This is a genomic window from Corallococcus sp. CA049B (assembly GCF_003611685.1).
GTDB classification, from domain to species: domain Bacteria; phylum Myxococcota; class Myxococcia; order Myxococcales; family Myxococcaceae; genus Corallococcus; species Corallococcus coralloides.
In genome coordinates, this window is sequence record NZ_RAWC01000251.1 from 1 (window position 1) to 12,963 (window position 12,963).

Genomic DNA, 12,963 nt, shown 5'->3' on the forward strand with positions numbered 1-12,963 from the left:
CGGGAGGGGTGGGCTTTGACGGCGGGGGCCCTGCTTGCCATCGTTCCGCCCCTGTGCGTCCACCGTCCGTCCGTGCCCTGCTCGTCGTGCTGCTGTTGCCCCTGACCGGCCTCGCGGGCCCCGGGGCCGCGTCCAAGAAAGCCCAGAGCCGCGCGGAGGCGGACACCGTGCTCGCCCAGGTGGCCAACGGCGCCGCCGTGCCCCCCGCCACGTCGCGCCTGCGCTTCCTGCGCCAGGAGGCCTACGCGGCCGAGGAGATTGGCCCGATGCTGCGCACCACCTACGAGGAGCGCACCCGCCGCAACCTCGTGGCGCTGCTGGCGTCGCTGGGCGCGCGCACGGGAGAGGCCACGCTGGTGAAGCTGGCGTCGGACGGCGACAGCACGGTGCGCATGTACGCGGCGCAGGGGCTGGCCCGGCTGGGCAGCCGCAACACCGCCGCCGTGCTGCCGCTGCTCCAGGACAAGAGCAGTGGCGTGCGCCGCGAGGCCGCGCGGGCCCTGGGGGCGTCCAAGAACCCGAAGATGGGCAAGCCGCTGATGGCCGCCGCGAAGGACGAACAGGAGCTGGAGGTCCGCGCGGCGCTGCTGGAGGCCGTGGGCGCGACCGGTGACGCGAAGCAGAAGGCCGCGCTCAAGGCGTACCTGGACAGCGATTCGGAGAGCACGCGCTTCGCCGCGGCCCGGGGCCTGTGCCGGCTGGGCGCCCCGGAGGGCTTCGCCTTCGCGCAGAAGCTCCTGGGCAACACGGACAAGTTCGTGCGCCGCCAGGGGCTGGTGCTCTTCGAGGGCGTGCAGGCGAAGAAGGCCAGCCCCGTGCTGACGCCGCTGTTGAAGGACGCGGACCGCACCCTGGCCGCCACCGCCGCGCGCGTGCTGTACCAGGGCGGCGATGCCGCGTCGCTGGACTGGCTGGTGCTCGCTTCGTGGAACGCGAAGGGTGAAGAGAAGCTCGTCTACGAGAAGGAGCTGGAGACGCTCCAGCTCGCGGATGACCGCCGCAAGGCCATCCTGCGCAAGGCCGGGGTGGCGCCGTGAGCGTGTGGGGTGTCTGCGCGCTCGCGCTCCTGTCCCAGGCTCCCGCGAAGACCCCGGCCCCGCCGGACGTGCCTCCGGCGGCGGCCCCGGTGGCTCCGCCCGTGCGGGAGAACGGGTGGAGCGCGCTCACGCCCGAGCAGCGCGCGGCCCTCATCGCCGACAAGGCCGAGTCCCCGCTGGCGGAGCGCCTTCTGGGCATGAGCGAGAAGTTCCTCGACACGCCCTATGTCCTGTCGCCGCTGGGGGAAGGGCAGGGCGTGGACCCCGACCCCACCTTCCGCCTGGACGCGGTGGACTGCCTCACCTTCGTGGAGGAGTCGCTGGCCCTGGGCCTGGCGAAAGGCGAGCCGGAGGTGCCGGCGCTGCTGGAGCGGATCCGCTACGCGAGCACGCCCACCTACGAGGACCGCAACCACCTGATGGAAGCGCAGTGGCTGCCCAACAACATCAAGAAGGGCCTGCTGGTGGACGTGACGCGCAGGTACGCGAAGGCGGACACCGTCTCCGTCACCAAGACGCTCACCGCGCGCACCTGGCAGTCGAAGTCGTCCATGGCGCTGCAACTGCCCCGCGAGCGCCAGCCCGTGGGCACCTTCACCCTGGACATGATTCCGTTGGACAAGGTGCTCGAGCACGCGCGCGGCGTGGCGTCTGGCACCATCCTCGTCGTGATGCGCGAGGACCTGCCGCTGAAGGCCACGCGCATCACCCACCTGGGCTTCGTGGTGCAGAAGAAGAAGCGCACGTATCTGCGCCACGCGTCCAGGGGCGGCTACAACCGCGTGGTGGACGAGGACCTGGAGACGTTCCTCGCCCGCAACGCGCGCTACGACAAGTGGAAGGTGACGGGCGTGAGCCTCTTCGAGGCCCGGCGTCCGCCCGCCACGCTCGCGTCCCAGCCCGCGCCCGCGCAAGGCAGCGCGGACGTGGGCACGCCCTGACGGCACAAGGCCGCTAGTACGCCGGGGGCGGGCTGTTGCCGGCCTGGGCCTGGCGCGCCCGCTCGTCCTCGAGCTCCTCTTCCTCCGCCGCGCGACCGGCCTCGTCCGCGTAGGTGCGCGCCTGGATCTTCTCCTCCTCCAGGAGCAGGGCGGCGCGGGCCTGCTCGGTGTCCGGCACCAGCAGCTCCCACCAGGGCAGCAGGTTGCCCGTGGTCAGTTCGTCCACCACGCCCGAGCGGCCGGGGCGCACGATGAGCGGGATGCGGTGCTCCTCCAGCACGTCCACGAAGACCTGGGCCGTCACGGGATCGTCCGCGACGCCCGCCCTCACGAAGCGGCGTTGATCCAGCTCATGAGGCAGGGGCAACCCCCGCTCGTGCATCTCCTCGGCGGAGACGAGCGGTGGGTGGTTGGGGCAATCCGTGCAGTCCACGACACTGTCCTGATACTCCGAGCCACACCGTGCGCAGTACCTCATGGGGCCCTCCTGGGCGATGGCTGGAATGTTAGGAACGGCTCGCGCGGATGGCAGGCTGTGCGCCGCGCGAATTTCCGTCAGTGCCGCGCCGCGTCTCCCAGCTCGCCCACCATGCGGCTCAGGCGCTCCACGTCGATGGGCTTGCGCAACACGGCGTCGCAGTAGTCCGCGCCCTCCACCTGCGCGTAGCCGGAGACCAGGACGACGCGGGCCCTGGGCTCGCGCTCCTTCACCTGCTGCGCCAGCTCCGTGCCGTTCATTCCGGGCAGGGATTCATCCGTCACGACGACGTCGGGGTGCGTGGCCTCGAACGCCTTCAGGCCCGCCACCCCGTCCGACGCGGTGGTGACCTCGAAGTCGTCCTCCAGGAGCTCCGCCAGGAGTTCCCGGCTGTCCCCGTCGTCCTCCACCAGCAGGACCTTGATTCGCTCGCCATCCATGCGACTAGAGCAACCCGGTGCCGCGCGGGATTCGTCCAACGCGCCCCGGTCGCGGTGACGTCCGGCCGGCTGCTTCGGGGGAGGGCAGGCGGGAAGGCTTGCGACAGCCCCTCACGGGCGGGCGTGGGACTGCCCATGTTTGTGCCCGGAGGTGAATCCATGAAGGTGCAGCTGCGGGGAGTGCATCTGGGGCTGACGGACAACCTGAAGCAGTACGTGGACACGCATCTGGTGGCGCATATCGAACGGTTCGCCGAGGACGAGGCGTCGGAGATCGAAATCGCGCTCGTGGACATCAACGGGCCCAAGGGAGGCGTGGACAAGGAGTGCCGGGTGACGGTGCGCATGCCGGGCATGGAGTCCGTGCACGTGACGGAGACGTCGGAGACGCTGTTCCAGGCCATCGACGCAACGCGTGACCGCCTGGAGAAGGCCATCAAGCGCGCGGTGGAGCGCCGTCGCCAGGGCACGGGGAACAGCGGCATGCCGTTCGACCTCAACGCCGACGCGACGAACTACTAGCAGCAGCCGGCCGGCCATATCGGCCGTGACAGACCGAAGGGCCCGGGAATTCCGGATGCCAGCCAGGCATCCGGCCCCCGGGTTCCTTCGGGCCAGTTCCTTGCTGGGGTCGAACGGTGGACGCTATAAGCGGACCCCTCACCCCTGGGCTAAAGGACGGCGATGGTCCGCCTCAAGTTCCTGCTGTTCGCACTCCTGGTCCTCGGACTGGGCCTGGCTCACCTCCCGACGCTGTCGGCGCCTCAGGGTGCTCGCGCGGTGGAAGGTGCGGCACTCCAGGCCGCGTCGGGCACCGGCGAGGTCGCGCGTCGCGTGGATGCACGCCGCGCCGAAGTGCAATCCCTGGCGCTGAAGCTCGCCGGCAGCCCCCAGGTGGCCGCCGCCGTGCGCGCGCTGACGCCCGCGCCCGCGCCGAAGTCTCCGCGCGACCGCTACGGTTCGTCGAAGGACGCGGAGGAGCCGGCCGGCATGCTGCCGCTCACCGCGGAGCGCTTCGGCGCGCTGCGCACCGCCGCGGAAGCCGGTCTGCCCCAGGAGCTCCAGGGCGCGGTGGTGGCGGTGGTGGCCGGCGACGCGGTCTTCCATGCGCGCGCTGGCGCCGAGCCTTCCTCGGACACCCCAGCGCTGGACGTCGCGGCGCTCGCCAGGGCGGGCACGTCCGTGGTGGACGCCTTCGGGGCGCCGCACGTGTTCGCGTCCGTGCCGCTCGCGTGGAGCGGTGAGGCGACTCCTGCTCCGGCGGTGACGCTGGTGGTGGGCGCGCCCCTGGCCGCGGAGGCCGCGCTGCAGGGCGCGCTGGATGCGTCCGGCGCGGCCGCGGTGGGGCTGGTGCAGGGCGACAAGGTGGTGGGCGGCGTGGGCGAGAAGAAGGAGAAGCTGGAGGGCTCGCTGCCCCGGCTGACGGCGGGTGCGAAGGACACGGTGCTGGACTCGGGTTCGCTCCAGGCGCTGGGCCCGGTGCAGCTGCCCGCCTTCACGCGCGGCGACGCGATGGGCGGCCAGGCGCCGCTGCTCGTGGGCTCGCGCCAGGCGCTGGCGGGCACGCCGTATGAAGTCGTGGTCCTCGCGGGCACGGCGGCGACGCTGGCTCCGCTGGCCGCGTACCAGAACACCGCGCTGCTCGCGCTCGCGGGCCTGTTCGTGCTGAGCCTGGTGTGGACGGCGCTGATGGGCGGGGGCAAGAAGGCCTCCGAAGAGGAGACCGTGTCGGGCGGTTCGGACACGCTGGGCTGGGGTGCGGCGATGGCCGCGCAGCAGTCCGCGCCCGCCGCGCAGCCCGTGGCCCACACGTCGCCGCCGGCTCCGGCCGCCGTGGCGCCCGTGGCCGCGGATCCGTTCGCTTCGAGCGCTCCCGCGGAGCCCCTGTCCAACCCGTTCGGGTCGGCCGCTCCCGCGGAGCCCTTGTCCAACCCGTTCGCCTCGGCCGCTCCGCCGGCCGCGGATCCGTTCGCGGGCGCGGACGCGTTCCCCTTCCCGGGCACTCCGGCTCCGGCCGCGGATCCGTTCGCGATGCCTCCTCACCAGGCGGATCCGTTCGCGATGCCTCCTCACCAGGCCGCCGCGCCGTCGCCGTTCGGGGCGCCGCCCCAGGCCGCCGCGCCGCTGGCGGATCCGTTCGCCGGGGTGGAGTCGTTCCCGTTCCCCTCTCCGCCCGCGGCCCATCCGCCGCCGGCCGCGGAGCCGTTCGCGCCGCCTCCGGCGTACGCGCAGGGGGGCGCGATGCCCTTCGAGCACCCGGCCGAGCCCATTGCCCCGGCGGCGCCGCGTCACGCCGCGTTCGCCTTCGAGGATCAGCCCACGGCGGCGTACTCGCTCCAGCAGGCGGCCAATCCGTTCGCGCTGGCGGCGGCGCAGTCCTCCGAGCCGGAGTCCCCGGAGACGACGCGCGTGGCGGCGATTCCGCGCGAGCTGCTCCAGGCCAGCACCCGGCCCACGTCGGAGGCCATCCCGATGCCGGCTCCTCGCTCCAACGCGGTGCCGCTGCCCATGCCGGGCAGCAACGGCGCGGCGGCGGCGCTGTCGGAGGAGCAGCACTTCCAGGACGTCTTCCGCGAGTTCGTCACCACGCGCGAGCGCTGCGGTGAGCAGGCGGACGGCCTGACGTACGACAAGTTCGTGCAGAAGCTGCGCAAGAACAAGGAGCAGCTCGTCACGAAGTACGCGTGCAAGACGGTGCGCTTCCAGGTCTACGTGAAGGAGGGCAAGGCCGCCCTCAAGGCGACGCCCGTCAAGGACTGACGGCCGCGCGCCACCGGGTGGTGCCCGAAGGCCCGGGACCTCTTCCACGAGGTGCCGGGCCTTCCTACATGGGGGTCAGCTCGCGCGGGGGAGCACGACGCTGAAGCGGGCGCCCTGGCCCGGCTCTCCGCCGACCTCCAGCCGTCCGCCGTGCTCCTGGAGGATGCGCGCGGCGATGGCGAGCCCCAGGCCGGTGCCGCCGTCCTTGGTGGTGAAGTAGGGCTCGAAGATGCGGGCGCGGTGCTCCAGGGGGATGCCGGGGCCTTCGTCCTCCACCTCGACGATGGCGTCCGCGTCGGTGCCCTTCACGCGCACGCGCAGCGCGCCGCCCTTGCCCGTCATGGCTTCTTCCGCGTTCTTCACCAGGTTGACGAGCACCTGGGTGAGCTGGTCGCGGTCCGCGCGGGCCACCACGCCCGTCTGGAGCGCGGGCACCAGCTGGATGCCTTCGGGGGGCGCGGCGTACAGCGACAGGACACTCTGGGTCAGCTCGCCCAGGTCCACCGGGGCGAGCTGGGGCTTGGGCAGGCGCGCGAAGCGGCTGAACTCGTCCACGATGCGCCGCAGCCGCTCCACCTCCTCCAGCACCACGCCCGCGCTCTCCTTGAAGAGGGTGGGGAAGCTGGGGTGGCGCGCCTCGTGCGCGGCCAGCAGCGTCTCCAGCGACATGCGGATGGGGGTGAGGGGGTTCTTGATTTCGTGCGCCAGCCGCCGGGCGACCTCCTGCCACGCGGCGATGCGCTCGGTGGCCATCAGCCGCTCGGTGGTGTTCTTCAGCTCGGACGTCATGTGGTTGAACGTCCGGACCAGCTCGCCCACCTCGCCGGTGGCGCGGGCCGTCACCTGGACGTCCAGCGCGCCTTCCGCCACGCGGCGGGCGCCGGAGGTGAGGGCCTCCACGGGGCGCGTCATCCAGCGCGACACCAGCAGGCCCAGGAGCGCCGCGAAGCCCAGGCCCAGGCCCGCGAGGAGGAGGAACGCGCGCATGACGCCCTCTTCGGCTTCGCGCGCGGCGGCGCGGCTGAAGGTGAGGCGCACGGAGGCCACGTTGCCCAGGGGCAGCACCTGCTCCACGGTGGGCGGGGCGGCGCTGCCCGCGTGCGCGACCTGGGTGCCGCCGGACAGGAGCGTCACGTCGGCTTGCGTGAGGCGGGCCAGGTGCTGGGCCAAGCCGTCGTCCAGCACCACGCCGCCCACGGCCCACAGGCGCACGTCGCCGTAGTCCACGGGGCGCGCGGTGACGAGCGCGGGGACCTGGCGCAGGCCCGCGTCGCCCCGGACGTCCACGCGCACGGGCACGGGCCTGGGGGACTTCTCCCTCGTCACGGCGAAGAGGGCGGGGTCCGGGTCGCCGCGCCGGGCGGGCAGGTGGCCCGAGGACAGCACGGTGCCGTTGCGGTCGAAGAGCGCGAGCACGGTGAGGCCGCGGCTCTTCATCAGGCCCTCGGCGGTGTTGGCCTGGATGACGCGCAAGGGGGCGGTGCGCGCGTCGCGCACGAGGTCCTCCATGGCGGGGCTCTCCACCAGCTCCTCGACGGCGCGGCGCGAGTTGGCGGCGGAGCGCTCCAGGGACTCCTGCGCGGAGGCGGTGGCGGCCGTCATGCGCGCGTCGAGCTCGCGCGACAGCGTGTCGCGCAGGCGCGTCAGCGTCAGGGGAACGACGACCGCCAGCGGCACCAGCGCGAGCAGGGCGAAGGCGAGCGCGAGCCGGGTCCTCAGGCGCATGCGGGCCGTTCCTTCCTGGAGGCCGCCGCGTGGGTGGGGCTCATGGCCGGCCTCCGCCGCCCGAAGTCCACGCGACGGTGGGTCCTGGGCAGTGCATGCGCAACCACGCCGGCAGGGCTCATGGCCGGCCTCCGCCGCCAGAGGCCTCGACGGGGGCCAGCCAGGCGCCTTCGAGCACGGGCAGGCCCTGGGCATCCAGCACCAGCCCCGTCACCTCCGGCGCCGCGCGCAGGGCGAGCCCCTGGGCGTACAGCGGGATGAGGGGCACGGAGGGCGCGAGCGCCAGGGCCCGTTCGCGGCTTCGCGCATCCCGGGCTCCGGCGTCCGTCAGGGCCCCGATGGGCGGCAGCTCCACGCCGAGCAGGTCTCTGCGCCCTCCTGCTTCCAGCACCACCGCCAGCGCGGGGCCGGGAACGGGCGGGAGCAGGAACGCGCTGAGCATCAGCTCGAAGTCGCCCTTCGCCTGACGGCTTCGCAGCGCGGCGCGCGACTGGGGCTCCAGCGCGACGGTGTAGCCCTGGTCGTGCAGCTTCACCTGGATGCGCTCGGCCACGGCGCGTTGATCCGCCAGCGCGGCGTCATAGACGAGCGTCACCTTGCGGGTCGCGCCCGCCGGAGGCGCCTGGGGCCGGGGCCTGGGCCCCAGGGGCATCAACGCGGGCGGCAGCAGGTTCGCCATGGGCACCGCGGGGCCCTTCACGAACAGGCGCGTGAGGTCCTCGCGGTCGATGGCGCTCTCCACCGCCTGGCGGAAGTCCGCGGGCACCTTCCGGGGCGAGTACGCCAGATAGGTCGCGTACAGCGCGGCGCCCGTGAGGGTGTTGTCGTCGGGCGGCGTGCCCAGCGCCACCTGCACCTGCCGCGCGGACCACAGCCGCGCGAGGCCCCGCTCATCCGTGGCGGTGAGCGCCAGCCGGTCCAGGTACGGCCGGCCTTCGGGCCATGGCGCCTGGGCCTCCAGCACGCCCCGGCCCGCGGCGCTGAACGGCCCCGACGTGGGCGACGGCGGCGTCGCGAGGGCAGGGTGGCACAGCGAGCGCTCCAGGTCGGGCCACGGAAACGCGAGCACCAGGTCCAGCGTGGCGCCCGTGGACGTCACCTGACGGCCATCGCCGCGCAGGGGGTAGAGGATGGCGCGGTACGGAGACGGCGACTCCGTGGAGGACAGCCGCGTCCACGCACGGGCCACGGCGGTCGCGCTGGCCGCGGAGGGCATCGCCACGCGCAGGGCCTGCGGCACGGGGCGCGTCATCTCGCGCGCCAGCGTCGGGTGCACCTGTCCGCCCGCGTCCACGCGGCACACGGGCCGGGTCAGCAGGCCCAGCAGCGCGGCCTCCATCGGCGTGTCCGCGAGCGCGGGCTCACCGATTTCAGGGGGCCCCGCGTGCGCCACCCGCAGCTCGCCGCCGTAGCGCGGACGGCTGGCCGCCAGTGCCGGAGTGGAAGACAGCAGCAGGAGGCCCGCGAGGGCGCCGCGGATCATCGCGGTGCCCTCCCGCCCATACCGCGGTGTCGCCGCTGCTTCGCGGTGCACCGGCCGGGGAGGGGCGGAATGGCTTGTCTGCATCACCGGGACTTCGTGGCGCTTGTGGGCCTTCATCACGGTGCACCCTGGCGCAGGAGGAACAGCTCGCTCGTGCCGTCCGGCTTCCACGAACCCACGACGACTTCACGGCGCTTGTCGCCATCCAGGTCCGCCGTCACCACGTACAGCGCCCGGCCCGGCGGGAGCGCTCCCTGCCACAGGGGCTCGTGCGCCATGGGCGCGTCGGAGCTCAACGACAGCACCCGCAGCACGTCCGGCGACGGCTGGAGCTGTGGTGACGTGGTGAGCAGCTCCGGCACCCCGTCCCCATCCAGGTCCCCCAGCGCGCTGCCCGCGCCCAGCCCGGACACCTTCAGCGGCGCGGACGCGGGACGCGCGTAGAGCGACGCCGTGCTGTCCGCGTGCACGAACAGCATGCGCGGCGCCGCGAAGCTCGCCGTGCCGAAGGGCGCGGGCACCGTGAGGCTCCGCCCATCCGCCAGCCGGACCTCGGGCGCGAACACCGTCTGCCCCGGCACGAACGCCCCGCGCTCCGCCGTCCCCAGCGGCGCGGCGTCCAGCGTCCCCGCCGGGCGCAGCGTCCCCTTCGCCTTGTCCAGCACCAGCACCTCGCCGCGCGCATACCGCGTGCTCCAGGCCGCCAGCCGCGGAGGCCCCGTCAGCACCGCCAGCGCGCCGAAGGGCTCGCGCGTCGTCGCCGCGGCCGGCGCCCCTTCCAGCTCCCGCCGCGCGAGCACCCGCCCGTCCGCGCCGAACACCACCACCTCGTGCTCGGTGAGCGCGGCCACTTCCTCGCGGCCATCGCCATCCAGGTCCCCCGCCGCCAGCGCGCCCAGCGGTGTCTCCAGCCTCGCGAACACCGCGCCCAGCAGGCGCACCGTCCGCCGCTGCTGTGGACCCGGACCCGTCACTCCCGAGGACGGCGTCCCCACCGCCGCCAGCGCCAGCACCGCGGCGTCGGCCTCGACCCCTTCGGCCACGGCGGCGGCGGGCTTCGGGGGACGCGTGGGCGTGCGGCCGGACCAGAAGTTCACCCACGTGCCCAGCACGTCACCCCGTGCCACCAGCTCGCCGCCCTCCACGTCCAGCGTGAGCCGCGCCAGCGAGCGGGCTCCCTGTTCGCGGGCGGCGGCCTCGGCGCGCTCGGGCGGCACGTCCAGCACCACCGGCCCCAGGTTCATCGCGGAGAGCCGCGCGGCGAGCAGCGTCCCGAACGCACGGCGCAGCTCCGGAGAGCTTCCGGACAGGGAGAGGGCCACGGGCGCCTCCGCGGGGGCGGCGCGGAGGGCGTCGGCCACGGCCAGGGCCAGCCGGGCGGAGGCAGGGGGCGCGCTTTCGTCCGACTCCGCGAAGGCGGGCAGGGCGAACGCGAGCGCGAGGACCAGCGGAAGGAGCGAGCGACTCACAGCCCCCTTTTGCCACCTTCCTCCAGGAAGTAGTTGTCCGGCGTCACCTGTCCGGGCGGCGGGGCCTCGGCGGTGGGCTGGGTGCCCTCCAGGTAGGGCTCCATCCGGCCCGGAACGGCGTTGCCCGCGAGCAGCCCGGTGACGGGGTCGATGCGCACCTGGGTGACGCCCGGCGGCACCTCGAAGTCGCGCGCGGGCAGGCCCTCCTCCGCCACCCGCATGAAGTTGAGCCAGATGGGCAGCGCGGCCCGGCCACCCGTCTCGCTGCTGCCCAGGGGCGTGTTGTCATCGAAGCCCACCCACGCGCTGGCCACCCAGTCCATCGTGTAGCCGTTGAACCACGTGTCCTTGGACTCGTTGGTGGTGCCCGTCTTGCCCGCGGCGGGCCGGTTCAGCTCCCGCACCGCGCGCGCGCTTCCGTCCTCCACCACGCTGCGCATCAGCGACGTCGTGAGGTACGCCACCGCCGGGGGCAGCGTCTCCTCGAAGGCCGGCTGGTGCTCCTCCAGCACCATGCCCTTCGCGTCGCGCACGCGCAGCAGCGTCAGCGGCTCCGCGTAGCGGCCGTTGGCCTGGAGCGTGGCGTACGCGTTGACGGCCTCCAGCATCGTCACCTCGCCGGTGCCCAGCGCCAGCGTGAGGTTCTCCGGCATCGCGGAGCGGACGCCCGCCCGGCGCGCGAAGTCGATGGCGGTCGCGGGGGTGATGGACTCGATGAGCCGCACGGACACCGTGTTCTTCGACTTGCTCAGCGCCGTGCGCAGCGTCATGGGGCCCTCGAAGCGCCCGTCGAAGTTCTTGGGCCGCCACGTCTTGCCCGTGTACGGGTCGCGGATGGACTCCGGCGCGTCGTTCACCATGGAGAGCGGCGTGAAGCGGCCGCTGGCCAGCGCCGCGCCGTAGATGAAGGGCTTGAACGACGAGCCCGGCTGCCGCTTCGCCTGCGTGGCGCGGTTGAACGACGAGCGCTCCGCGTCATAGCCGCCCACCATGGCCACCACGTTGCGGTTGGCCGGGTTGATGACCACGAGCCCGCCCTGCACCAGGGGCACCTGATCCAACGTGGCCTCCACGAAGGCCGGCGCCGGAGGGGCCTTGAGCACGCGCACGAACACCAGCTCCCCAGGGGTGAACACGTCCGAGATGCTCTTCGGCGCGCTCTTCTTCTTCTGCCGCGCCCAGGTGACGGAGTCGAAGGACACCTCCGCGGTGCGGCCCACCAGGTCCACGCGCGCCACGTTGCGCTTCGCGTCCACCTCCATCACGTAGCCGGTGAGGCGCAGCCCCTCCTCCATCGGCTTGAGGAGGACCTGGCCCGCGCGCTCGCGCTCCGGCGACCGGGCCTCCTCTTCCTCCGAGTCCGTGTCCGCGGCCAGGGCGGCGGGCTGCTGCTCCTCGGCGCCTTCCGCCTCCGGCGCGGTGGGCGTCTTGGCCGCCGGAGCCGCGGCGGCGAGGGGCTGGGCGAGCGGCGCCAGGTCCGCGACATAGCCCTGGTCCTTCTGGCGGCGGCCGGCCTCCTCGATGCGCTGGGCGATGAGCTCGCGGTAGCGCTTCCACTGCGCCTCCTCCAGCTTGCCCTGCGCGCCCCGGTAGCCCTGGCGCCGGTCCAGGGCTTCCAGGCCGTCACGCACGGCCTGCTCGGCGGTGGCCTGGAGCTTGGGCACGAGCGCGATGTCTACGCGCAGGCCGCCCTCCATCACCCTCTTCTCGCCGTAGCGTTCAATCAGCGTGCGGCGGATCTCCTCCGCGTAGTACGCGCCCGCGCTGACCGGCTTGCGCGGCGCGAGCACGATGGGCTTGTCCTTCTCCGCGTCCACCACCGCGCGAGGCACGAAGCCCTGGCCCGCCATCTGCTCCAGCACGTAGCGCTGGCGCGCCTTGGCGCGGGTGATGTTCGCCACCGGGTTGATGCGGTGGGGAGACTGCACGGTGCCCGCGAGCACGGCGGCCTCGCCCACGGTCAGGTCCTTGGCGTGCTTGCCGAAGTAGTAGAGCGCCGCCTCCTCCAGCCCGTAGCGGCGCTGCCCGAAGTACACGCCGTTGATGTAGAGGCTGAGGATTTGATCCTTCGTGAGCGCCTGCTCCAGGCGCGGGGTGAGGATCCACTCGCGGATTTTACGGCCCAGGCTGCGCTCGGGCGTGAGCAGCATGTTCTTCACGACCTGCTGCGTGAGCGTGGACGCGCCGGACTTGCGGCTGCCGGGGATGAGGTTCTTCACGCCCGCGCGCAGGATGCCGAAGGGGTCCAGGCCCTCGTGCTTGTAGAAGTCCGCGTCCTCGGCGGCGAGGAATGCGTTGCGCACGTGCGGGGGCAGGTCCTCCATGCGGACGAGCGTGCGGCGCTCCAGTGCGTACTCCGCGCAGAGCGAGCCATCCGCGCACGTCACCTTCGTCACCTGCGGCGGCTGGTAGTTGCGCAGCGACTCCACGGAGGGCAGGTCGCGGCTGAAGTAGACGTACGTGCCCACGCACACGCCGATGAGGAGCACCAGCCCGACGGCGCCCAGCACCAGGAGCCGCTTCGTCCAGCGCCACAGCGCGGCGCCGAAGCCGCCCTTCTTGGGCGGCGGGGCTCCGGTCGGGGCCGGGGGGAGGGGCTCGGGAGAGGGAGGCATCGGTCGGGCCGGAGT

General features: G+C 73.4%; 10 protein-coding genes. 4 read left to right on the plus strand and 6 right to left on the minus strand.

The genetic code is table 11. From position 1 onward, the window contains the following. The first annotated feature begins 53 nt into the window (after positions 1-53). Positions 54-1,037 (plus strand): HEAT repeat domain-containing protein, encoded by a 984-nt coding sequence (locus D7W82_RS34230; RefSeq protein WP_233588106.1) that lies wholly within the window; start codon positions 54-56, stop codon positions 1,035-1,037. Continuing rightward, a complete protein-coding gene (locus D7W82_RS34235; RefSeq protein WP_120622326.1) occupies positions 1,034-1,978 on the plus strand; it encodes an N-acetylmuramoyl-L-alanine amidase-like domain-containing protein in 945 nt (314 codons plus the stop codon). The genes D7W82_RS34230 and D7W82_RS34235 overlap by 4 nt, the downstream gene beginning before the upstream one ends. Positions 1,979-1,991: 13 nt before the next feature. Here the strand turns inward: D7W82_RS34235 and D7W82_RS34240 are convergent, their stop codons facing one another. Next, positions 1,992-2,456, minus strand: coding sequence for a hypothetical protein (locus D7W82_RS34240; RefSeq protein WP_120622327.1), 465 nt, complete (start codon positions 2,454-2,456; stop codon positions 1,992-1,994). Between the two features lie 77 nt (positions 2,457-2,533). Continuing rightward, positions 2,534-2,896: a response regulator gene (locus D7W82_RS34245; RefSeq protein WP_014395148.1), complete on the minus strand. Its 363-nt coding sequence runs from the start codon at positions 2,894-2,896 to the stop codon at positions 2,534-2,536. A 159-nt stretch (positions 2,897-3,055) separates the two neighbouring features. Between D7W82_RS34245 and hpf the strand changes: the two genes are divergently transcribed. Both hpf and D7W82_RS34255 read left to right on the plus strand, forming a co-directional pair. Continuing rightward, the gene (gene hpf / locus D7W82_RS34250) at positions 3,056-3,418 is read left to right on the plus strand and encodes a ribosome hibernation-promoting factor, HPF/YfiA family (RefSeq protein ID WP_120622328.1); all 363 of its coding nucleotides are present in this window, start codon (positions 3,056-3,058) and stop codon (positions 3,416-3,418) included. Between the two features lie 162 nt (positions 3,419-3,580). Next, a complete protein-coding gene (locus D7W82_RS34255) occupies positions 3,581-5,656 on the plus strand; it encodes an MXAN_5187 family protein (protein WP_120622329.1) in 2,076 nt (691 codons plus the stop codon). A gap of 75 nt (positions 5,657-5,731) precedes the next feature. Here D7W82_RS34255 and D7W82_RS34260 read toward each other — a convergent pair whose 3' ends face one another. From D7W82_RS34260 to D7W82_RS34275, 4 genes are all read right to left on the minus strand, one after another. Further along, positions 5,732-7,381, minus strand: coding sequence for an ATP-binding protein (locus D7W82_RS34260; RefSeq protein WP_120622330.1), 1,650 nt, complete (start codon positions 7,379-7,381; stop codon positions 5,732-5,734). A gap of 118 nt (positions 7,382-7,499) precedes the next feature. Beyond that, positions 7,500-8,864 (minus strand): ABC transporter substrate-binding protein, encoded by a 1,365-nt coding sequence (locus D7W82_RS34265; protein ID WP_120622331.1) that lies wholly within the window; start codon positions 8,862-8,864, stop codon positions 7,500-7,502. A gap of 116 nt (positions 8,865-8,980) precedes the next feature. Further along, on the minus strand, positions 8,981-10,333 hold the full coding sequence (locus tag D7W82_RS34270; protein WP_120622332.1) for a VCBS repeat-containing protein: 1,353 nt from the start codon (positions 10,331-10,333) through the stop codon (positions 8,981-8,983). Continuing rightward, positions 10,330-12,948, minus strand: a complete 2,619-nt coding sequence (locus D7W82_RS34275) for a penicillin-binding protein 1A (RefSeq protein WP_199727914.1) — start codon at positions 12,946-12,948, stop codon at positions 10,330-10,332. The genes D7W82_RS34270 and D7W82_RS34275 overlap by 4 nt, the downstream gene beginning before the upstream one ends. Between the last annotated feature and the right edge of the window lie 15 nt (positions 12,949-12,963).